Here is a 21,286-nt window from a genome sequence, read left to right on the forward strand (position 1 = left end):
CCACCACTGAGCAAAACACAACAGATGCCGAGTTAAAAAGCATGGCTTGTGCCCTTTGGTTGAACATAAGGCGTCACTCACGGCATCGAAAATGCGGCTATCTGCGTTGTTGTTTAGCGCTAAATTGGTCTATCAGCTGCAGCTTTTGTAACCGAGATAACTTTTTTACTGCTATCTCACGCTTAAGCGCCGAACTACGGTCAACAAGCGTCTCTTGGTACATTAAGGTTAATGGCACTTTGCCTTTTAAAAACTTAGCCGCTTTGGGTGCACCACTTTGGTGCTCAGCAAAGCGCCGAGTGACATCTGTCGTTACCCCCGTGTATAAATGCGAATTAGCACAGCGAATAATGTACAGATACCATGAAGAAACAGCGTCAGTTTGTGACATAAGCGAGAAAAACCTTAAGTATGATCATAAAACTCTTTTACCATCATGGCATACTAAGCGCTATTAATAGCGAACATCATTTTTAACTCAGGCACTAAAAGAGTGCCTTAGGTATTCATTAAGGAAGTTCAGATGCCAAACAATCAAGACCCTTGCGCGCAACCTAAGCTTATGCATCCAGATCAAGCCATTGAACAATTATTAGCGCAAGTCGATGCAACCCAAGATACTGAGTTAGTGACATTGAACAATGCCATCGACCGCGTTTTAGCAGAAGATTTAGCATCTAGCATCGATTTACCTCCGTTTGACAACTCAGCAATGGACGGTTATGCATTCCGTTATGTAGATTTAGATCTCTCACAAGATAAAACAACACTCACCCTTATCGGCAGCTCATTTGCAGGCCATCCTTTTAAAGGCAAAGTGCAGCCCAATACTTGCATCCGTATTATGACCGGAGCCCCAGTTCCTGCCGGGTATGACACGGTACAAATGCAAGAAGAGACTCAAGCAAACGGCGACAGTATCATGATTGTACATCCCAAAAAACTGGGTGCCAATGTGCGTGGTCGTGGCGAAGAGTTATTGGCAGGCACTAAAGTGTTACATCGGGGTGTCACCATTCGTGCTGCAGAAATGGGGGTATTAGCCACCATCGGGATTAACCAAGTACGCGTTACCCGTAAATTAAAAGTAGCATTTTTCTCAACTGGTGATGAGTTACGCCCTGTTGGTAGTGAGCTGTCACCCGGACAAATTTATGATTCAAACCGTTATTCAATTCAAGGTTTATTGAGCAAAAGCCACGTTGAATGGATTGATTTAGGCGTTATTACCGATGATAAAGAAGCCATACGCGGCGCCTTTAAAGAGGCCGCCAGTAAAGCGGATATGGTACTGACATCTGGCGGTGTATCTGTAGGCGAAGCCGACTATACTAAACAAATATTATCTGAAGAAGGCCAAATCACCTTTTGGAAGCTCGCCATCAAACCAGGTAAGCCATTTGCTTTTGGTAAAATAGATAATGCAATCTTTTGTGGTTTACCGGGCAACCCTGTGTCTTCAATGGTGACGTTTTATAAATTAGTGTTACCCATTTTAAACAAAATGCAGGGCATTACGCCTAAGGCACCGTTATTGTGTCAGGCGACACTGCAAACCGACATCCGTAAACATCCTGGTCGAGTAGAATATCAACGTGGCATTTTAAGCCGTAATACCTCTGGTGAACTCGAAGTGTCCATAACCGGAGGCCAAGGTTCAGGCATGTTAACGTCGATGAGCTTAGCTAATTGCTTTGTGATTTTAGAGCAATTCCAAGGCGACTTAGCCAAAGGTAATACTGTAACAGTAGAACCTTTTAACAGCGTGTTGTGTTAGGAGAATTATGCAGTCTGAAGACCAAGAAATATTAACCGACAATGAAATGCTGCGTTATAGCCGTCAAATCTCCATTAAAGCCATGGATATCGACGGTCAAGAAAAACTCAAGTTAGCAAAAGTATTAGTTATTGGTGCTGGCGGTTTGGGCTGTGCAGCAAGCCAATACTTGGCTGTTGCCGGTGTTGGCGAAATGACGATAGTCGACTTTGATCGTGTTGAACTGTCTAATCTGCAACGTCAAGTACTGCACTTTGATGCCAATGTTGGTCAGGCCAAAGTTGATTCAGCCAAACAAACATTGGCTCAACTTAATCCGTTAATTAACATCAACGTTATCAATAATTTGCTAGATGACGATGAAATTAATCAGCTCGTTAGCCAGCACAGTTTAGTGCTTGACTGCACAGACAATGTATTAGTGCGTGAGCAGCTAAATAGAAGTTGTTTTGACCACAAAGTGCCATTGGTGTCTGCGGCAGCAATTCGGATGGAAGGCACAGTCACAGTATTTGATTATCAAGCCGATACTCCTTGTTATCAATGCTTTAGTGCGTTATTTGGCGAGCAACAATTAACCTGTGTAGAATCGGGGATTTTAGCGCCGGTTGTAGGAATGATTGGTTGTATTCAAGCCACTGAAGCCATTAAGGTTATCAGCGGATTAGGACAACCATTGGCAGGAAAACTGTTAATGGTTGATGCCATGACAATGGAATTTAGAGCGCTAAAACTGCCTAAGCAGCCACAATGTAAAATATGCGGTAATCCACAGCCAAAGAGCGAGTAAGATCGACTGCAGTGAGAGGGCGAGAAGCGCTAGCTAGGTATCGTCCCTCTACTGCTCTGTAGAACATTGATTAACGTCGCCGTTAAGCAATGCTTGTTGTGCTAACCTTTCACGTTCAGCTTTTGATACGTAAGCGGGCTTATTGGTACTATGCAGTTTAGCATTGGCTTTTTTGGCTTTTGCCTTAAGGGTTTGATTAATTTTCTTTTTACGGTTCATGTTGACCACATCATCGACTCGAAAAGTTACTCATTATAACGTTTAAGCCGCATAACCTCTATTGAGATAGAGTAATTGCAATTAACCAACTTACAGAACCATTATTAGTTTGAAAGGGTTATAGATCTTCCTGTAGCACAACCCAAAGTGCGTGGATTAAGCCCGGAATAAAAAAGAAAAAGCACAATAACACATTGATCAATAGATCTTTACCTAAGCCTTTTTTCAAAAAAACGGCTAAAGGTGGTAGCAAGATTGCGATAATTACCAGTAATAACTTATTTGTGTCCATTTATCATCCTTAATTGTTTGCTTAATTCAGTGATTGCAATTATAAAAACAGTAACTGACATCATTTTTTATGATGTGAATTTACCCTAACATTTTGCTACCCAGTTCACAAAAGATCTATGGATCAGAAACTGTAGCAGTTTATTCACGGTGTGTTGTTAAATACTAATAGGTCATATGGAAGATAACCAAAGTATTATTTTTGTTCAATTTTTTTCTTAATTGGCACTAGCTGTGCCATTGCTTGGGCCTGTATGCTGGCGTATTTCGTATTGCCCCTAAAGCCAGTTGGCGCTTTGCTTTTGCCAATTTACTGACCATCATAGGCATTTTGCTCTATACCCAACGCACTACTGAAGTTAGTTATTTGTATTGGTTCGTTGCCGATATGACTATTTTGCTAGGTTTTGCTTTCGCGCGGTGGGGATGCCAATACCTGTTTAAACAGCCCGTGTCTTATCTCTTCGACCTGGTCACACTGGCAACTTGTGGCTTATTAATGCTAATGGTGCCACCTTCACTTAGCTACGCTGTCTATTTAGTGATTTTAATGAGCATCACAGCTGCAGTATTGCTCTCTTTTACGGGGCTTGATAACGTCAAGGCAGCCAGAAAGCATCTCTCTATTTACTATGCAGCACTGATAAACGTACCGTTTTTTTTAATGGCGTTGTTATTTTTAATTCGCGCCCTTGCCCTGTTTATTTACCCTGAGAAGTTAGCTAATTTATCTGCGGGAGATAAATTAAACTCCCCTTTGGTGATGTGGAGTTACATCATTTTATTGCTGATAAGTAATCTTGTATTGTATGGCAATGCATTAACGCGCTTAGTCTTCAAAGTGGCCAGTTTAGCAAACAAAGACCAACTGACAGGATTGTGGAATCGTCATGCATTGCTAAAAAAATTAGAAGAAGTTGACGCCCTATGGCAGCGTAACGGCTTAGCTTATAGCATCCTTATACTCGACTTAGACCACTTTAAACAAATTAATGATACCTATGGCCATCTGGCTGGTGACCTTATCATTAAAAAAACGGCAAAAGTGTTGCAAGAATCGTTACGAAAAATTGATTTTATTTGTCGTTATGGCGGTGAGGAGTTTTTAATTATTTTGCCCTTAACTGCAGATAATGATGCTCTTGTCGTAGCGCAAAAAATTCAAACTAAAATTAATAACACCTCTATTTTGTGGCAAAAAAATACCGTCTCGGTGTCATTAAGTATCGGTTATGTCACCAGTAAACCGCATCTCAGTGTAGAGCAATTATTACAATTAGCTGATGACGCTATGTATATCGCCAAAAACAATGGTCGTAACACTATTAGCACCAAACAATCTACATCGTCAGGCAACGTCGAGCCAAGCCAGTAATATTATTAGAATGAATAATGCCATGAGTTAACGTTTGCTTGGCCAAGGCAATAGCTCAGGTTGATCCCATTGCTCGTTAACTAGTTGAACAAACGACTCATCAACAAACTGATCCCCGTGAAGCGGTAATTGTTCAAACGCATATTGCTGGCCTAAATAGTTAAAATGCACACAATATGCATGCAAGTAGCAGCGATCACTGTCATCTTTACCGTAGAGCGTATCGCCTAAAATAGGCACGCCAATACTCGCCAGCGCAACGCGTAATTGATGGGTTTTCCCACTGAGAGGTTTGAGTAAATAGCCACGTTTACCTTCACTTACACTGGCACAAAAAAACTGCGTCATAGCAGGGTTGTCTGTAGTGCGAAGTAATTTGTACATACTTCGGCGAGATTTCGCCATATCACCGACTATCCAACCTTGTTTCTTTTTAGGCTTACCTAATGCGATAGCTAAATAGTATTTTTGCACTTGATGAGCGGTAAACATTTGGGTAAATACATTGGCCGCTTGTGGGGTTCTTGCCACAATAAGCAAGCCTGAAGTGGGAGTGTCTAGGCGATGAATCGGATACAACTTATACCCTAAATCAGCTTCGGCTTGAGCGATAACCCCTGCAGTGCCATCTTGACTATGAAAATGCACATTAGGGTCTTTATTTATGACAATAAAGTCATCTTGCTCGCTCAGCAGTTGATACATGAATGGATCCAACTCAATCAAAGCCAGCGACTGAGTCGCTGACTATTTAAAATGAATATTAACTAACAACCCAGGGTTATTGTCGTGTAATGAGATAGTGGCTTTATGACGCGATAAAATGGCTTTTACCATCGACAAGCCCAAGCCAGTTCCTTTGTAATGACGGCTCGGGTCTAAACGCACAAGGCGGTCAAAAACTCGCTCTTTATCTTCATCAATAATCCCGGTCATTATCACTAATTTGGATATGTTTGCCACGCTGCTTAATACAAATGGATGCACCAACCGGTGAATACTTAATCGCATTATCGACCAGATTAAATAGCGCTTGGAATAACAGGTATTTGTCACCATTAATCTGCACGTCATTTTCAAGTGAAATGTCTAATACCTGGTCGCGAGATTCTGCAATCACTTCGGCCATTTCAAATAAGTCTTGGCAAATTTGTTGTAAGCTCACCGGCTGTAAATCGAGCGTTTGCTGGCCTTCTTCAATTCGAGTTAATGACAACATCGCATCAAAGGTCCCTAAACAATGGTCTAACTCTTCAAGTAACTCTGCGCTAGCATCGGCCAGTTCATTGGTGGGTTTGTCAGCGAGCTGTTCAATACCAATTCGCAAATGCGATAGCGGCGTACGAAGGTCATGGGCAATATTATCAGTCACTCCCCGCACCGCACGTAAGTTTTGCTCTAGGGTGTCTAACACTAAATTAAATTGCCGAGCTAACATATCAAACTCATCCTGGCTGTCGCTGACGGGCAAGCGAGTTTCGTAATGTCCGGCCTCAATTTGCTCGCTTAAACGGTTGTATTCGACCAGTCGTCTAAGGATGGCTTTTGAGAAAATATACCCCAACGCCAGCGTTAAGCCTAAGGTAAAAGCCACCGCCCAAAATGCCGCGTTGATAAACTTTTCAATGAGGGTTGCCAGGTGGTCGGTACGGGTGGCAATTAATACTGGATCGTAACGGGTAATCACCAGTCCACCGGTCAAAATATGTAATTTATCATAGCCACCGGTAAAAATAGGAAAGTCTTTGGTTTCGGGGAGTTGCGGCATGTTTTCAGGCAAAAAAGTTAATGCCCCAACCATGTCGACACTGTTACGCCATGCAATTAATGCTGTTTTAGGATCGGCGGCGCGAATTTGCGCCGCAAAACTGCGGCGATTCACGGTTAACGCTAACTGTTGATATCGCTGCATTTCGGCGGCTAGATGCTTATCTACCTGATTTTGCTGTTCAATGACTAACTGTCGATAGAGGCTTAATACCAACATCACAATTAAAATGGTCACTAACGTCGAGAAGATAAGCGTGATGCGCCACGCACTACTTTGATAAGGCTTAATGGCCTTTGCAGAGGCGATAACCCGCACCCCTTACTGTTTCAATTAACTCACCGTGTCCAAGTTCTTCAAACTTACGACGCAGTTTTGCAATATGCACATCAATCACATTGGTACGAGGGTCAAAGTGGTAATCCCATACAGCTTCAAACAACAGTGTACGACTTATCACTTGATTAGGATGTTCCATGAGGTATTTGAGCAACTGAAACTCTTTAGGTTGCAGCATTAACTCGTTCTCATCGAGGGTCACTTTACGAGTTAGCAGCTCCATTTTTAGGCCACCGACTTCGATATCCGTAGCTGCAGGCTCGATAACATTACGTTGAACCAGTTTCTCAGCACGCACTAATAACTCAGCAAATGCAAACGGCTTGGTCATGTAATCATCACCGCCAGCACGCAAGCCTTTTACGCGCTCATCTACATGGCTTAATGCAGATAAAATGAGTACCGGTGTTTTGTTACCGCTGGTGCGTAAGGCTGACAATAACGTCAAACCATCAAGCTTAGGTAACATACGATCTAAAATGAGTAAGTCGTACTGATTGTGCTTGGCTAATGTTAAGCCTTCTTGGCCATCAGTCGCACTGTCTACTTGGTAATTTTGTGCAGTAAATCCGTCGGCCACATATTTTAACGTCGTGGCATCATCTTCAACCAATAAAATACGCTTAGTCATAGAGTCTTTAATCCCATTTGAGCAGTGGAAGTGGACGCAGGGTTTCAATGTCGAAAGCAATGGTATTTTTACTATCTTGATTGAGTAATTTTAGTTCGAGATAACTAATAGATAAGTCGTGATCCAATTCCGCTTGCGTTAAGTATCCTTGTTGATCTTCAATCGCTAAAGCGACTAGCGCAGAAAACGTCATGTGCTTAGCTTGTAACATTTTGGCGGCATTCACAGAACCGATATCGTCAGAATTATAAGCAGATGATTTTTCGGTTAACAGTACACCATCTAACGCTCGGTACTGGTATTGACTGATTTCTCGCGCTTCTACGTTGACCATAGAAATTTTGTAAACCAGTAACCCTTCTTCCACATCAACATCAAAGTCACATATTGTGCCTTTGTCTTGTTGTTCTAACTGCTCCATGACCACAATAGGTTTGAGAAACTCACCGTTGATCAATAAAGCGTGCATCGACGGCGTTGCCATCACGGCACAAGGAAGAAAGCATATTGCTAATAGCAACCGAACCATCACTAGCCTCTATTTGATTGAAAATTTTATTACAGCACTACTCTACCTAAGAGCGGCCAAAGTCCCAAGAAATCTAAGATTAATAATTGATCATAAACACCGTAAAACAAGGCTTTCGAGCATAAATCAACTTGAATTAAGGGTTTTTTAAGATATGAATTTGCTCAGACTTTAACGCGATGGTGGTATGCACTCCGCTTTGCAGACCTAACTTTTCGACTAAGTGGGTTGGCACGTCAGCATTAAGCACAGAACCAATACCCATAACAGATGCTATTACACGTGATGACTCGCCCATGACCAATACCGACTCGATCATGACATCAAGCTTATTGATGCTTTTGCATAATCGGCCACTGCTGATGGCATTAAAACGAATGCCCTGATTGGGGATAACCCAACGGATAGCTTGACCCTTTGTAAGCTGCGGGGCACTGTCGCTGATAATGAGCTCTTCACCGAGTTTAAACCAGGTCATGTTACGCTCAATGTCTTGCTCAACCACTTCACCATCAAAAATATTACGCAATCCCATTTGGCGAGCCACCGCTTCATCATAAGGATGCGACAGCACTTCAAATGGTTGACCTTGTTGGAGCATTTTTCCTTGGCTAATTAACATCATTTTATCGGCGAGCAATAACGCCTCATGCATGTCGTGAGTCACCATCACCACTGGAATTGACAGTTGTTGCTTTAACCTTGCAAGTTCAATGTACAAGCGTTCGCGGGTTTCACGGTCAACCGCCGAAAAAGGCTCGTCGAGTAATAAAATGGCTGGCTCGCGAGCCAATGCTCGCGCCAACGCCACACGTTGACGCTGACCACCCGAAAGTTGCGCCGGAAAGCGGTTCGGTAAACCATGTAAATTAACCCGCTCTAGCCAATCTAGAGCACGCTGCTTACGTTCTGACTTAGGGATATGGTCAAGCCCTGCTATCACATTATCTAATGCCGACAAATGCGGAAATAGACCAAAATGTTGTGGCATATAGCCAATATGGCGCTGCTGCGGTGTTAACGTCACAGCCTCTGCAGAATCAAACCATAAAGCATCACCACATAGAATATGCCCTTGCTTAGGGATTGTTAGCCCAGCAATCATTCTTAGTAAGGTGGTTTTACCACCGCCCGAAGGCTCTACTACCGCTAACACTTCACCGGCTTTACAGGTAAAGTTTGCCGCCAATGGAATGGGCAGCTCCTGGCTAATATGACAAACAAGATCAGCGTTGTGTGGCATTCAGGCCTCCTAAACGCCGCGACAGACTGGTCGTTAATGCCAGAGCACTCACTGCAAATAGTAACAATACCAATGACATCATGCCTGCGGAGTCAAAGTCGAAGGCTTGTACGCTGTCATAAATGGCTATTGAGATCGTTTTGGTTTCGCCAGCAATATTACCGCCGAGCATCAATACCACACCAAATTCACCTAACACATGGGAGAAGCACAACACTAGTGCAGTCAATACACCAGGCCATACCATAGGTAACTCGACTTTAAGAAAAATCCGCATACGGCTCATACCACAGCAAGCTGCTGCGTCACGAATATCAATTGGAATGGCTTCATAAGCACGCTGTATCGGCTGCACAGCAAAGGGAATATTGACAATAATGGAGGCTATCACTAGCCCAGAGAAGTTAAACACCAGCTGTTGGCCAAAAAGTTGCTCAGCAAGTCCACCAATGAAACTTTGATTACCTAAGCCCACCAGCAAGTAATAACCAATGACGGTTGGCGGCAAAACTAAGGGCACTAAGATTAATGCTTCTAGCCATGATTTACCGTGAAATTGATAATAAGCTAACCCCCTGCCTATGATGATCGCCAGTGGAATTAACAACAACACAGTATAGCTACTGAGTTTGACCGACAGCAATAGCGCTTGCCAATCCATTAGTCGAGCTTCACTGTTGTTTTAGGCAAGTTAAAACCAAACTCATTTAATACTTTTTGCGCTTGTGGGCTTTGCATGTATTGATAAAAGCGCGTTGCGGTTTCAGAAGCATTTGGCATTAATGCCATGCGTTGATTTAACGGTTGGTATAAATTATCAGGAATAACCACATGGTTAGCTAACTGAGTAAATTGCGGCGCAAGTACCAAGGACAAAGGTACGATACCACCTTGAGTCGAACCACTAATGGTAAACTGTGCGGCTTGTGATGCGTTTTCGCCCAGGATCAGTTTAGGTTGCACCGCATCCCATAGCCCTTTGGCTTTTAACACCTCTCGGGCACGTTCACCATAGGGAGCATGATCAGGATTCGCTATCGCAAAGCGCTTAAGTTTGCCGTCGGTAATAAATTGCTCTAATCCCACCAATTCAGCATCAAGAATTAACTGTGATTGTTTTGGTGCTGCCAGTGCTAAGCGACCGATGGCATAAATAACTCCAGCATCTTGGGTATAACCCGCCTTATGCAATTTTTCTATATAAAACTCATCGGCACTGAGCATTATTTCAAAGGGGGCACCGTGTTGAATTTGAGTGATAAAGTTGCCAGATGAGCCATAACTGATACGAACAGACAAACCGGTTTGTTGTTTGAAGTTTTTGGCGATGTCATCAAGGGCAAATTTAATATTTGCTGCGGCAGCGATGGCAGGTGTATCGGCAGCTTGAGCAACATGAGTCGGCAATATCACACTCAATAAACCCAATACTAGTGTAAAGGTAATAGCGCAACATTGGCTTTTGAAACGCTCACCATGAGTAAAAACAGATAACGAAGTAAAAAACATTAATAACTGACCTTATTGGTTGAGCAAACAACGGCAGAATATTAGTTAGATTATTTTTGCCACACTATTTTTGCCACATCTTAGCCGCTTGCTCATCACTGTCACGAGCTTCGACCCATTTACTGCCAGCATCATTGGCTTCAAGTTTCCAGAATGGTGCTTTGGTCTTTAAAAAATCAATTAAAAACTCACATGCAGCAAAAGCAGCCTTACGATGAGCACTGGTTACACCGATAAACACAATCTGCTCACCTAGCGCCATCGTGCCGACACGGTGAATAATGGTCACCTTGTTTAATGGCCAGCGCTCACGTGCTTGTTGGCAAATTTGATCTAATACTGACTCGGTCATGCCTGGGTAATGCTCTAACGTTAAATCGGTCACTGCGCTGCCATCATTAAAATCGCGTACTTTACCAATAAAATTGACTACCGCACCATCTTGGTTGTCATTGGCTAGCAAGGCATATTCGTCGGCAACGCTAAAGTCCTGAGTTTGCACTCTAACAGTGGTTAATACTGTCATGATTAACCCCCTGTTACTGGAGGGAAGAATGCCACTTCATCACCGGCCTTTATCTGGGTATCCCATTGGCTTATCGTTTGATTAACCGCAACAAGTAGCTTATCCGAAGTGAGCACTTTGGCTCACTTATCATCGGTTGCAGCCAGTGCAGCACGTAGCTCTTCTGCGGTATGGATATTGGCGCTACTGTGCTCCACTTTCGCGGTACCGAGTAACTCGCGGACTTGCGCAAAAAATAATACTTGGATCATAGTGGTCTCTCAATACATTAATTTGATGACAATAAATAACTTAACTAGCCAATATTAAGCAGTAAAGTGGCCAGATTTTCCGCCGCGTTTTTCAAGTAATCGCACCTGCGAGATAATCATATCTTTTTGCACGGCTTTACACATATCGTAAATGGTTAGCGCAGCCACAGATGCAGCGGTTAATGCTTCCATTTCAACACCGGTTTTACCAGACAATTTGCACAAACTAGTGATACGGACACGATTATGTTCTGGCTGAGCCTCAAGCTCAACTTCCACTTTGGTTAACATTAAAGGATGGCATAACGGAATAAGATCTGAAGTCTTTTTAGCGGCTTGAATACCGGCAATACGAGCTGTAGCAAACACATCACCTTTATGGTGGCTACCGCTCATGATCATCGTTAATGTATCAGCGGCCATGTCGATATATGCTTCAGCTCGGGCTTCGCGTTCGGTCACTGCTTTTTCAGTGACATCGACCATGTGGGCATTACCATCTGCATTAATATGGGTGAAACGATTACTCATGATATGAATACCTTATCAAATAGAATTTGTAGGTTAACGACACTTATTTGAGCTAAGAAAGGTGGCGACTAACCACCAATAGAGGCTAGATGCTTCGTCACGCCAGTAATGCCTTGATGCAGAAAGTGAGTTTCTTTCTTTTGCTCTAATTGGCCATGCAAACGAGTGATTAGTTCATCACGTTGCGATGCATCTTGCAGTAAGTCGCGTAAATCAACGCCATTTTCAGTAAATAAGCACAAGTGCAATTTACCTTTGGCAGAGACTCTAAGACGATTACAGCTGGCGCAAAAGTTTTTGGCGTACGGCATAATCAGGCCGATACGGCCTTGATAATCACTGTGACTGAAGTTTTGTGCGGGAGTCATCATCGGCACTCGGTAAATCGTATAACCAGCCTTCTTGCTCAAGCTGCTTTTTAATGTCGATACCGGCCAAATGATGGGCATTGAAATAGTCACGACCGAGACCTGTCTCCATCAGTTCAATGAAGCGCAAATCAATAGGCGTGTGTTTAATCCAATGTAAAAAGCGCGGTAAATCTTTATCGTTTAAGCCTTTCAATAACACCGCATTAATTTTGACTCGTTCAAACCCCGCCTCAAGTGCGGCATCAATACCACGCATCACTTGGTCGAATTTATTTTCACCGGTGATTTGGTAAAACATTTTGGGGTCTAAACTGTCTACTGAGACGTTAATACGGCGCAAACCTGCGTCATACCATTCTTTTGCATGTTGCTGTAAACGATAACCATTAGTGGTCATGGCTACAGTATTGACATTAGGGTTATCAGCAACGATGCGCACGATATCAGTAAAGTCTTTGCGAAGGGTAGGCTCGCCACCTGTGATACGAATTTTTTGCGTACCCACAGCAGCAAAACCCGCTACGAGATTTTCAATTTCGTTAAGCGTTAAAAAAGTAGGTTTGCCATCAGGGCGATAGCCATCGGGCAGGCAATAGCTGCATTTGAAATTACAAACGTCAGTGACTGACATCCGTAAATAATGAAATTTTCGTCCAAAATTGTCTTGTAACTGGGACATGTTAACCTTTCCAAGTGTGGGAGGTAAGTGCATTTCTTTACTCACCCCGGTGGCAAAATTACCACGGCAAAATGCCCATATCATTGACGTAGGGCAAAAAGCTCGGAGAACCGTCAGACCTAATTATAGGCTTATTTGTAGGTTTACAAATACCCCTTTAGATGAATATCTTATTCAAAATGACTAAATCGTTAACTATTTGTGACTCGACTCACGCTGATAAGATTGTGTTTGCCACTGTGACAAAAGCAAATTTTGCGGTAAGGTGAGTAAAAGGATAAACGATCGTTTAACTATCGTGATAAAAAAACAATAAACCCGCACGCTAACGGGAAACTTTGAAAGGTGAGAACATGGAACGCGAGTCAATGGAGTTCGACGTTGTAATAGTCGGTGCAGGCTTCAGCAGGTTTAGCAACGGCTTGTCGTTTAATGCAGATATCAAAAGATGCCGATAAAGACATCACGGTATGTGTGGTAGAAAAAGGCTCTGAAGTGGGCGCCCACATTTTATCGGGCGCGGTATTTCAACCTGATGTACTGGACGAGTTATTCAATGATTGGCGCGACTCAGATATTCCTCTCAACACCAAAGTCAGTCACGACGAAATTTATTTACTCAACTCTGAGTCCAAATCACGCTTAATGCCCAACAGTTTAGTGCCTAAAACCATGCACAACGAAGGCAACTATATTATTAGTGTGGGCAACCTCGCCCGTTGGTTAGCCAATCGTGCCGAAGCCATGGGTGTCGAAATTTTTCCAGGTTTTGCTGCCAGTGAACTGCTGTTTAATGACGACAACAGCGTCAAAGGCATTTTAATTGGCGATATGGGCGTCGATGAAGATGGCCAGCCTAAAGACAGCTACATGCCAGGCATGGAGTTACACGCTAAATATACCGTGTTCTCTGAAGGTTGCCGAGGCCACCTCGGTAAGCAGCTTATTCAGAAATACCATTTAAATAATGGCAAAACCCCACAACATTATGGATTAGGGTTTAAAGAAATTTGGAAAATTCCTGCTGAGCAACACCAGCAAGGTAAAGTGGTTCACACTGGTGGTTGGCCATTAGTCAATGGCTCATCTGGCGGCGGTTTTTTATATCACATGGAAGACAATCAAGTCGCTGTGGGATTAATTATCGACTTAAACTATAAAAACCCTCATTTAAGCCCGTTTGACGAGTTTCAGCGTTATAAAACACATCCGGTTATTGCCCAGACACTTACTGGTGGCGAGCGTCTAACTTACGGCGCCAGAGCCATTGCTAAAGGCGGTTTAAACTCATTGCCTAAGATGAGCTTTCCGGGTGGATTAATTATCGGTTGTAATGCAGGCACCCTTAACTTTGCCAAAATTAAAGGTACCCATACTGCGATTAAGAGCGGGATTATTGCAGCTTCAACCTTAGGAGAAGGGCTAATTGCCGGGTTAGAGGGCGGTAAAGACCTTGACTGTTTCCAGCAACGTTTTGAAGAAAGCTGGCTACATGAAGAACTACATCAATCGCGTAACTTTGGCTCTGCGCTGCATAAGTTTGGCACTTTAATGGGGGGGCATTTAACTTCATAGACCAAAACTGGTTTGGTGGTAAATTCCCTGTGACCTTCCGCGATACTACGCCTGATTATGCTTCAATGGGATTGGCCAGCGAGTACAGCAAAATTGATTACCCAAAACCAGATGGCAAACTCAGTTTTGACAAGTTGTCATCGGTGTATTTGTCGAATACCTACCACGAGGAAGGTCAACGCTGCCATTTACACTTAAAAGACCAAAGCATTCCGATTTCGGTTAACTTAGTTAAATTTGACGAGCCTGCACAGCGTTATTGTCCAGCTGGCGTATATGAAGTGGTCGAAGATGAGGGCGAGAAAAAGTTTGTCATTAATGGTCAAAACTGTATTCACTGTAAAACCTGTGACATTAAAGACCCAAGCCAGAATATTACCTGGGTAACCCCTGAGGGCGGCGGCGGATCAAACTATCCAAACATGTAAACGACAAGTTATGTTTATTTGCCATTAACTCTTTGTTCACCCATCGTTAATTTATTGGCTACTGTCAAAAAAACGCACTTAAAAATAGGTGCGTTTTTTTTATTTTTTCGACTATCATTAGCCCCATAACATCACAAAGACCTACACCATTAACCGTTTTGTCATTATTGATTAATACAAAATTCTTATTAATTTATTGCCATTGTGTCCGATATAACAAAGAGATACTTTTTGAGGCCGTTGTAGATGAATACATTTAACACCCTTACCATTAAACAAAAAATCCTGCTCACGGTAGCGTTTGCCGTGCTGCTTTCAACCATGTTAGTCGGAATACTGAGTCAGCGCAGTGCCAAACAAGTGGTTGAACAGCGCATGCTTGAATCAGAAATGCCCAGTTTAGTCATGCAAATCCGTAATGACATCGACCTGCAAATAAGCAGTTTAATTCGTGCTGCAGAACAGCTCGCGAACAGCCGAATGTTAGGCGCATGGCTTGAAGAAGGCCGCCCTGAAAGCCAAGAAACGTTAGTGGTAGCTCAGCTCAAAGACATGCAAAATCAATTCGATTTAGTGCAAGCTTCTTATGCCGATCGCGACACTGGCGCTTACTACACCCAAGATGGTTTTTTACGCATATTAAACCAACAGCAAGACGCATGGTTTTTTGACTATCGTGCGAGTAAAAAAGAGCGCATGTTAAGCGTATACACAGAAGCCAGCGGTGAAGTAAAACTGTTTGTGAGCCACCAGCAACCTAATGGCCGAGGCATGGTCAGCTTAGCCAAGTCGCTAGATGATATGGTGAACTTGTTGTCGTCATTTAAAATTGAAGACACAGGCTTTGTTTACCTTGTTGATGCCAGCGGTAAAGTACAGCTTCATCCTGACACACAAAAAGTCGGTAAAGCGTCATTAGCCAACTTATACCCTAGCGGTAATACCAACAGCTTGCTAAATAAAAATGATTTTAACTTAGTTAAAGCCGATGTTAACGGCGAAGAAATGCTGATTGCCAGCAGCTACATTAAGTCGATGGATTGGTATTTAGTTGCGCAGGTACCTGAGTCAGAAGTTTTTGCTTTGCTTGAAGAGTCGGCTTACCAAATTTTAATTTGGACTGTGCTAATTGCCGTGGTGTTTATTGCCATTTCAATTGCGGTTGCAGGTTCTGTTAGCCGCCCAATTGCTCAAGTTGCTGAAATGTTCAGAAACATTGGCGAAGGCGAAGGTGATTTACGCCAACGACTCCCTGTCAATGGCGAAGATGAAATAGCCCAACTAGCTCGCGGGTTTAATAGCTTTATTAGCAAAATCCAACAAACCGTTATTGAAGTTGCAGAGACCAGCCAACAACTGGGCTCGTCGGCAGTTGACGTGTCAAACCAAGCACACCAAACTCTAGATGACAGTCATCTGCAAAAAGATCGCACCATGATGGTTGTCGCAGCCATTAACGAAATGGGCGCCACCGTAAACGAAATTGCTGCAAATGCCGCACAAGCAGCTGTAACCGCTCGTGATGCAGATACAGAATCCGTCGACGGCCAAAAAGTCGTCACGCGTGCACGTTCAACCATTAATCAACTCTCTATAGATGTTGCCCAGGTAGGCGAAGTGATTGAATCACTTGCAACTCATACTAAGTCAATTGGCAGTATTTTAGATGTGATCCGTGCTATTTCTGAGCAAACCAACTTACTGGCTCTCAACGCTGCCATTGAAGCGGCTCGCGCAGGAGAAGCCGGCCGTGGTTTTGCCGTTGTTGCTGATGAGGTCCGCAACCTTGCCTCACGTACTGCAGCATCAACCAATGAAGTACAAACCATGATTGATAAGCTGCAATCTGAAGCCAGTCGAGCTGTAAATGCCATGGCACAATCGAGCAGTCGCTCAAAAGAAGGGGTTACTGCAGTCGATGAAGCCAGCCAGTCACTCAGTGGCATCAGTGAACGTATTGCTCAAATTAGCGATATGAACATCCAAGTCGCGGCTGCAACTGAAGAACAATCAACCGTGGTTGAAGATATTAACCGTAATGTGACTGAAATTAACGATATCACTCAACGTACCTCTGACACCGCACAAGCGGCAGCTGAAGCAAGTAAAGCCTTGAACCAACTTGCAAGCCGACTCGATGTGTTGGTGGCGCGATTTAAGGTGTGATCCCATTTGAGTGTTTGCAACCAGCAAACACTCTACAGCTCGTAAATATAATAATGCCACTCATTGAGTGGCATTGTTTTTATCACCTTAAGGTATTATTTCAAAAACTTAATCGACAACGGATATTGATAGGCTATCCCGTCGCTGGCTTTAACAATGGCCATGATGGTGCAGATAATATCTAATAATGCCAAGCCTGCTAGCAATAACACCCCGACGCCAACCAATATTAAAATAGCTGAGATTAAGGCATAAATCAGTAAGCTTAACTTAAAGTTAAGGCAGTTTTTACCGCACTGATTAGCAAACTCAAACTCGTCACGTTTCATCAACCACACAATTAGCGGATCTAAAACGCTTCCAAGCGGAAACACATAACCCGCAAAACTGGCGGCGTGGATCAATAAGCCCATGTCTTTTGCTTGTTTATTGACTTCACCTGTCAGTTCAGACATTAGATTTTCCTTATCATGCTGTTATTTAGTATACGTTATTGTCTAACAGTATTTTTAACTGGCTTTACCATACAAACGCATTGCCCAGTCTTCGATACTTTGTTGTGCTAAGCGGCGTTGCAGTGATTCTACCCAGCTTTGTGCTAAGCCTTCACAGGCAAGTAAAGTTTGATACTGTTCGGCATCAAACTCGGGTAAAAAGTAAATTTGCATCGCCTTAGCAATACTAATGTCCGTTTTACGCTCAATTAAACAAATGCTATCGCTTGGGCGAATTACCCCTTCAGACAATACCCGATAAAACCAACCACACATTCGACTCTCTTGCATAGCCAGCGCAAATTTGGGCTGGTCAAATTGTACATTAAGCTTAAAACAAGGGGAGCGAGGTTGGGTCACTTGCAAAGTGACATCACCGATTTGAACAATATCACCAATATTGACGAGGGACTCATTCACACCGACAGTACTAATGTTTTCACCCATCGATGGTGCATCTTTAAAGCTAGACATTAAATCCCACCGGCGGTATTGGCCATAATGTTCGCGGGGAAAATGATGTAATACTCGATCTAAACCACCGTGATGCTTTGGATCGGCCTCGCTATTACCCACAACGCGATCAAACTGCACCGTCAGTTGTGTTGCGGCATGTTTTTGATTCATACCACTGGCAACACCATTGTGCATTTGCACCTGGTCACCTAAATACAAACCCGAAATACGATTAACCCACGTTTTATTCATCCTGCTTTCCCCACAGATCCTGTAGAATCAATATACTCAAATTTCAGGTAAAAAAAGCCTTACAGGGGAATAGTAAGGCAATAAAAATATGGGAGTTAATACCGCAAAATACTCATTACAAAGACATATTTACACTTAGCAATGAGTATAAGTTGATTAGACGGGTACAGAATAATGCTCAAACATGACATGAAAATGACAACTGCAAAGATTTTCATTAACTTGATGTAAGGTGCTTTTTAAGCGCGTCACCAGGTATAGAGCTTGGGGTTGCAACGGCAAATGAAGCCCATAACGCCCCCTGATGCATTGCATCAAAAATAGACATGTTTTGGCATAAGCCATGGATGACACCTGCAGCATACGCATCGCCCGCACCCGTAGTATCAACAACCTCAGCCATTACCGCGGGAACATGTTGTTCGCCTTCAGCGCTGTAGGCTATCGCACCTTTATCACCATCGGTAACAATAAAATACTGTAATGCATCACCAGCAATAGATTGGGCAAACTGCCACGGCGCTTGGTTGCAACGTCCCTGCATATCGGTAATCGATGCAATCAACACGTGGCAAGGACGCTTACGCTGATCTTTAGCCAGTTGCGCAATCACTTTGCAATGAGGATTACTGTCGATAGCATCTTGAGTACATATGTCGGCACCATTTGCAGATGAATTGATATAAAACGCGTCCCATTGTTGCCAATTAGGAGCATGAGATAACTCGAATATCGGCCGCTGCGGTCGAATAATGGTGCGTTCGCCATCAGGAGTCATCACCAATAGCATCTCACAAGTGTTACCGCTAAAACGATGAACTAAACGACAATCTAATCCAAGGGTACTTGCTTTCGCTAAAATCCAATCGCCTATGTCGTCACTGCCTACTTCGCTAACTAACGACACATTATGTTTAGCCCACACCAACCCTAAGCCGGTATTGGCGCCACCACCGCCTAAACGTAAGCCACCATCTTGATAATGAAACCGCCCGCCAGTTTGCAATGGTTTGTCTAACCGTAAAATACGGTCACAATTGATATTAGCGAGCAGTAAAATGTTGGCCATAGCGATACCTAGAATAACCCCGACGAAAGAGTGTTGAGTATAACAAAATCGGCGTAGATCACACGGCTATCGACATAATTACATATCAGTCTCAGCAAGTGGTTGACGCAGCTGGGCTCGCACATTGTCCATACCAGAGTAAAACTCTTTCATCATTAAGAGGCCCAACATTTTTCCGTTGTCGGTCACAATCAATTCATCAGGGTTAACCGGATCATTTTTGAGCGCGCCCATGGCTTTCATTGACGCCATTTCTTTAAATAAGGCAGTGTCTAAATTGACATTAAAGTTATCGCGGAAATACTGACGAGATAAACGTCCAGAGAACATACCCAGTAAGAAACGATATTGCATGACTTCTTTTAATTGGTATTTTTTCTGTTGCTCAACCGCCATGCGGCTCATGCGCAATACGTTGTTGATATTTTTTCAGTGAAAAGGTATTTACATACAAAGTATCATTTAAAAAACTAAATGAACCCGACCCCACACCTAGGTACTCATCATAATCAATTACGTACTCATCAAAACCTTCATTATCGGTTTTACCAAATGCCCAAGCAGAAAGCTGGTTATACTGACCCGTTAAGCTATTCAAAATCTGGCGATACTGGCTAACCATTTCACCATGAGGTGCAGCGAGTTGGCCTTTAACGCTTTTACGAGTTTGGTGAGTAATCATTAACGGATAAGTAGTAATTTGGCGCGGATCCAGCTTAGATGCCATATCAAGATCTGATTGGATAATTTCGTCGGTTTGACCTTTAAAACCAAAAATTAAATCAACGTTGATAATCGGGAATAACTCTTTTGCCGCCATAATGCGGTCAAAAGTTTCTTGTCCAGAACCAAACTTATCTAAACGGTCGGTCATTTTTAAAATACCGTCATCAAAGCTTTGCACCCCAATCGACATTCTGTCGACCAAACCTTTAAGTTGTTTAAACTCAGGGCTGGCTAAATGCTGTGGATCTGACTCACAAGACACCTCTTTAATGCCCGGGAATAATGTTTTTGCGTGTTCAATGGTGCGAGCGAGTTCATCTTCTAATACCGTGGTGGTGCCGCCACCAATGTACATTGACTCAAATTCATAACCTAAATCTTTCGCCATCTGCATTTCTTTGCGTAGTGCAATAAAGTACTCACGCGCTTTGTCTTCACGAAATAAAAAGCGGTGAAAAGTACAAAACGAGCACAAGGTATGACAAAAAGGAATGTGGGCATACAACATATACTTTTTGCCTTCAACAGGCTTAGGCATACGGTCTGTTGAAATGGTGTCAAGACGCAGATTTTTATCGACATAATACTGCATCACCCGTTCCATTGAACTTATCATCCAGTTAGGCACAGTAATATTGGCTTGGTAAGGTTTAATCAACTCTTGGCTGGCTGATTGAATGATTGAAGACATAGAAAATCCTAATTGAATGAAGCCCTAAGAGCAAAACCATTGACAGTAAAATGTTAGATATACAAATACGTCACACGCAGAAAGCAAAAGTATCACTTTAGCGGTAGCTAAAATGTGAAGTAACTAATAGATATGCAAACTAACATGGTTAGAAGAGATCATTTGTTAAGCAGATCATGTTTTAGACACTGCTGTATTGAAGCGTGTCTAAAACGAGATATGGCACTTGAGATCACTGTTTGATAGAGGATTAATTTGAACCGGCTTTCGCGTCAACAAGCGAAAAAGAGATCATAAATAGACGTTGTTGGTCAGGGTAAACCTGTTGGATAAGGTGTTTAAGTTCATCTAAAGGTAAGCTTTCTTGGTCGGCATGAAATTCATTGATGTCGTCAAAGGCTAATGGCTCAATGGCCAAAATAACAATATCGCAAACCTTTGTATTGCTTTCAAGGGTATAGACCTCCACTTGGCTACCTGGTTGGTAATGACTTTCGTTGAAATCACGAATGGTAATCGTCTTTTCCCCCGACGCCACTAATGGCGTTAAAAACTCAAAAAACGTTATTTGTGTTGGTGCAATTGCAGACATATTAAACC

Annotated in this window: 18 protein-coding genes, 6 pseudogenes and 1 riboswitch; of the genes and pseudogenes, 5 read left to right on the top strand and 19 right to left on the bottom strand. The window is 42.9% G+C overall.

All coding sequences use genetic code 11. The annotated features are described in order from the left end of the window. Positions 1 to 97 precede the first annotated feature (97 nt). Positions 98 to 373, bottom strand: a pseudogene (locus N4T56_RS19245) (GIY-YIG nuclease family protein); the annotation flags it as partial. A 150-nt stretch (positions 374 to 523) separates the two neighbouring features. On the opposite strand from N4T56_RS19245, the gene moeA reads away from it, so the two are divergent. Next, positions 524 to 1,777 carry a molybdopterin molybdotransferase MoeA gene (moeA, locus tag N4T56_RS19250; protein ID WP_261734315.1) on the top strand — a complete coding sequence of 418 codons (1,254 nt, stop codon included), beginning with the start codon at positions 524 to 526 and terminating at the stop codon, positions 1,775 to 1,777. A 7-nt stretch (positions 1,778 to 1,784) separates the two neighbouring features. Continuing rightward, on the top strand, positions 1,785 to 2,567 hold the full coding sequence (gene moeB, locus N4T56_RS19255) for a molybdopterin-synthase adenylyltransferase MoeB (protein ID WP_261734316.1): 783 nt from the start codon (positions 1,785 to 1,787) through the stop codon (positions 2,565 to 2,567). Positions 2,568 to 2,615: 48 nt separating this feature from the next. Here moeB and N4T56_RS19260 read toward each other — a convergent pair whose 3' ends face one another. Then, entirely contained in the window at positions 2,616 to 2,786 is a 171-nt protein-coding gene (locus tag N4T56_RS19260) for a DUF2986 domain-containing protein (protein WP_188919332.1), read from the bottom strand. A 118-nt stretch (positions 2,787 to 2,904) separates the two neighbouring features. After that, positions 2,905 to 3,078, bottom strand: a complete 174-nt coding sequence (locus N4T56_RS19265; RefSeq protein ID WP_160055483.1) for a YqaE/Pmp3 family membrane protein — start codon at positions 3,076 to 3,078, stop codon at positions 2,905 to 2,907. A 243-nt stretch (positions 3,079 to 3,321) separates the two neighbouring features. Here N4T56_RS19265 and N4T56_RS19270 point away from each other — a divergent pair, with 243 nt between their 5' ends. Then, the gene (locus N4T56_RS19270; RefSeq protein WP_261734317.1) at positions 3,322 to 4,452 is read left to right on the top strand and encodes a GGDEF domain-containing protein; all 1,131 of its coding nucleotides are present in this window, start codon (positions 3,322 to 3,324) and stop codon (positions 4,450 to 4,452) included. A 27-nt stretch (positions 4,453 to 4,479) separates the two neighbouring features. On the opposite strand, the gene N4T56_RS19275 is transcribed toward N4T56_RS19270, so the two are convergent. The 11 genes and pseudogenes from N4T56_RS19275 to moaA form a co-directional block, all read right to left on the bottom strand. Further along, a complete protein-coding gene (locus tag N4T56_RS19275) occupies positions 4,480 to 5,157 on the bottom strand; it encodes a TIGR01621 family pseudouridine synthase (RefSeq protein WP_261734318.1) in 678 nt (225 codons plus the stop codon). Between the two features lie 42 nt (positions 5,158 to 5,199). Continuing rightward, positions 5,200 to 6,439: pseudogene (locus tag N4T56_RS19280) on the bottom strand (sensor histidine kinase). A gap of 67 nt (positions 6,440 to 6,506) precedes the next feature. Then, positions 6,507 to 7,190 carry a response regulator transcription factor gene (locus tag N4T56_RS19285; protein WP_188924769.1) on the bottom strand — a complete coding sequence of 228 codons (684 nt, stop codon included), beginning with the start codon at positions 7,188 to 7,190 and terminating at the stop codon, positions 6,507 to 6,509. Positions 7,191 to 7,197: 7 nt separating this feature from the next. Continuing rightward, positions 7,198 to 7,659 carry a hypothetical protein gene (locus N4T56_RS19290; protein ID WP_261734319.1) on the bottom strand — a complete coding sequence of 154 codons (462 nt, stop codon included), beginning with the start codon at positions 7,657 to 7,659 and terminating at the stop codon, positions 7,198 to 7,200. A gap of 196 nt (positions 7,660 to 7,855) precedes the next feature. Further along, on the bottom strand, positions 7,856 to 8,962 hold the full coding sequence (locus N4T56_RS19295; RefSeq protein WP_261734320.1) for an ABC transporter ATP-binding protein: 1,107 nt from the start codon (positions 8,960 to 8,962) through the stop codon (positions 7,856 to 7,858). Next, positions 8,946 to 9,623: a molybdate ABC transporter permease subunit gene (modB, locus tag N4T56_RS19300; RefSeq protein ID WP_261734321.1), complete on the bottom strand. Its 678-nt coding sequence runs from the start codon at positions 9,621 to 9,623 to the stop codon at positions 8,946 to 8,948. The genes N4T56_RS19295 and modB overlap by 17 nt, the downstream gene beginning before the upstream one ends. Beyond that, the gene (gene modA / locus N4T56_RS19305) at positions 9,623 to 10,471 is read right to left on the bottom strand and encodes a molybdate ABC transporter substrate-binding protein (RefSeq protein ID WP_261734322.1); all 849 of its coding nucleotides are present in this window, start codon (positions 10,469 to 10,471) and stop codon (positions 9,623 to 9,625) included. The genes modB and modA overlap by 1 nt, the downstream gene beginning before the upstream one ends. A 64-nt stretch (positions 10,472 to 10,535) precedes the next feature. Further along, a complete protein-coding gene (gene moaE, locus N4T56_RS19310) occupies positions 10,536 to 10,997 on the bottom strand; it encodes a molybdopterin synthase catalytic subunit MoaE (RefSeq protein ID WP_261734323.1) in 462 nt (153 codons plus the stop codon). A 2-nt stretch (positions 10,998 to 10,999) separates the two neighbouring features. Further along, positions 11,000 to 11,248: pseudogene (moaD, locus tag N4T56_RS19315) on the bottom strand (molybdopterin synthase sulfur carrier subunit). A gap of 54 nt (positions 11,249 to 11,302) precedes the next feature. Further along, a complete protein-coding gene (gene moaC, locus N4T56_RS19320; RefSeq protein WP_390904090.1) occupies positions 11,303 to 11,734 on the bottom strand; it encodes a cyclic pyranopterin monophosphate synthase MoaC in 432 nt (143 codons plus the stop codon). Between the two features lie 113 nt (positions 11,735 to 11,847). Continuing rightward, positions 11,848 to 12,829, bottom strand: a pseudogene (gene moaA / locus N4T56_RS19325) (GTP 3',8-cyclase MoaA). After that, positions 12,817 to 12,949: riboswitch (molybdenum cofactor riboswitch) on the bottom strand. (Overlaps the previous pseudogene by 13 nt.) A 233-nt stretch (positions 12,950 to 13,182) precedes the next feature. Here moaA and N4T56_RS19330 point away from each other — a divergent pair. Beyond that, positions 13,183 to 14,832, top strand: a pseudogene (locus N4T56_RS19330) (electron transfer flavoprotein-ubiquinone oxidoreductase). 246 nt (positions 14,833 to 15,078) lie between these two features. Next, entirely contained in the window at positions 15,079 to 16,998 is a 1,920-nt protein-coding gene (locus N4T56_RS19335; protein ID WP_261734324.1) for a methyl-accepting chemotaxis protein, read from the top strand. A 95-nt stretch (positions 16,999 to 17,093) separates the two neighbouring features. On the opposite strand, the gene N4T56_RS19340 is transcribed toward N4T56_RS19335, so the two are convergent. From N4T56_RS19340 to yqfB, 5 genes and pseudogenes are all read right to left on the bottom strand, one after another. Then, entirely contained in the window at positions 17,094 to 17,453 is a 360-nt protein-coding gene (locus N4T56_RS19340; protein ID WP_261734325.1) for a DUF4870 domain-containing protein, read from the bottom strand. A 54-nt stretch (positions 17,454 to 17,507) separates the two neighbouring features. Then, positions 17,508 to 18,200 (bottom strand): MOSC domain-containing protein, encoded by a 693-nt coding sequence (locus N4T56_RS19345; protein WP_261734326.1) that lies wholly within the window; start codon positions 18,198 to 18,200, stop codon positions 17,508 to 17,510. Between the two features lie 217 nt (positions 18,201 to 18,417). After that, positions 18,418 to 19,269 (bottom strand): PfkB family carbohydrate kinase, encoded by an 852-nt coding sequence (locus tag N4T56_RS19350; protein WP_261734327.1) that lies wholly within the window; start codon positions 19,267 to 19,269, stop codon positions 18,418 to 18,420. Between the two features lie 78 nt (positions 19,270 to 19,347). Continuing rightward, positions 19,348 to 20,686 (bottom strand): annotated as a pseudogene (locus tag N4T56_RS19355) (coproporphyrinogen III oxidase family protein). Positions 20,687 to 20,936: 250 nt separating this feature from the next. Continuing rightward, positions 20,937 to 21,278, bottom strand: coding sequence for a N(4)-acetylcytidine aminohydrolase (yqfB, locus tag N4T56_RS19360; RefSeq protein ID WP_261734328.1), 342 nt, complete (start codon positions 21,276 to 21,278; stop codon positions 20,937 to 20,939). Between the last annotated feature and the right edge of the window lie 8 nt (positions 21,279 to 21,286).

Source organism: Shewanella phaeophyticola (assembly GCF_025398315.1).
Lineage (GTDB): Bacteria > Pseudomonadota > Gammaproteobacteria > Enterobacterales > Shewanellaceae > Shewanella > Shewanella phaeophyticola.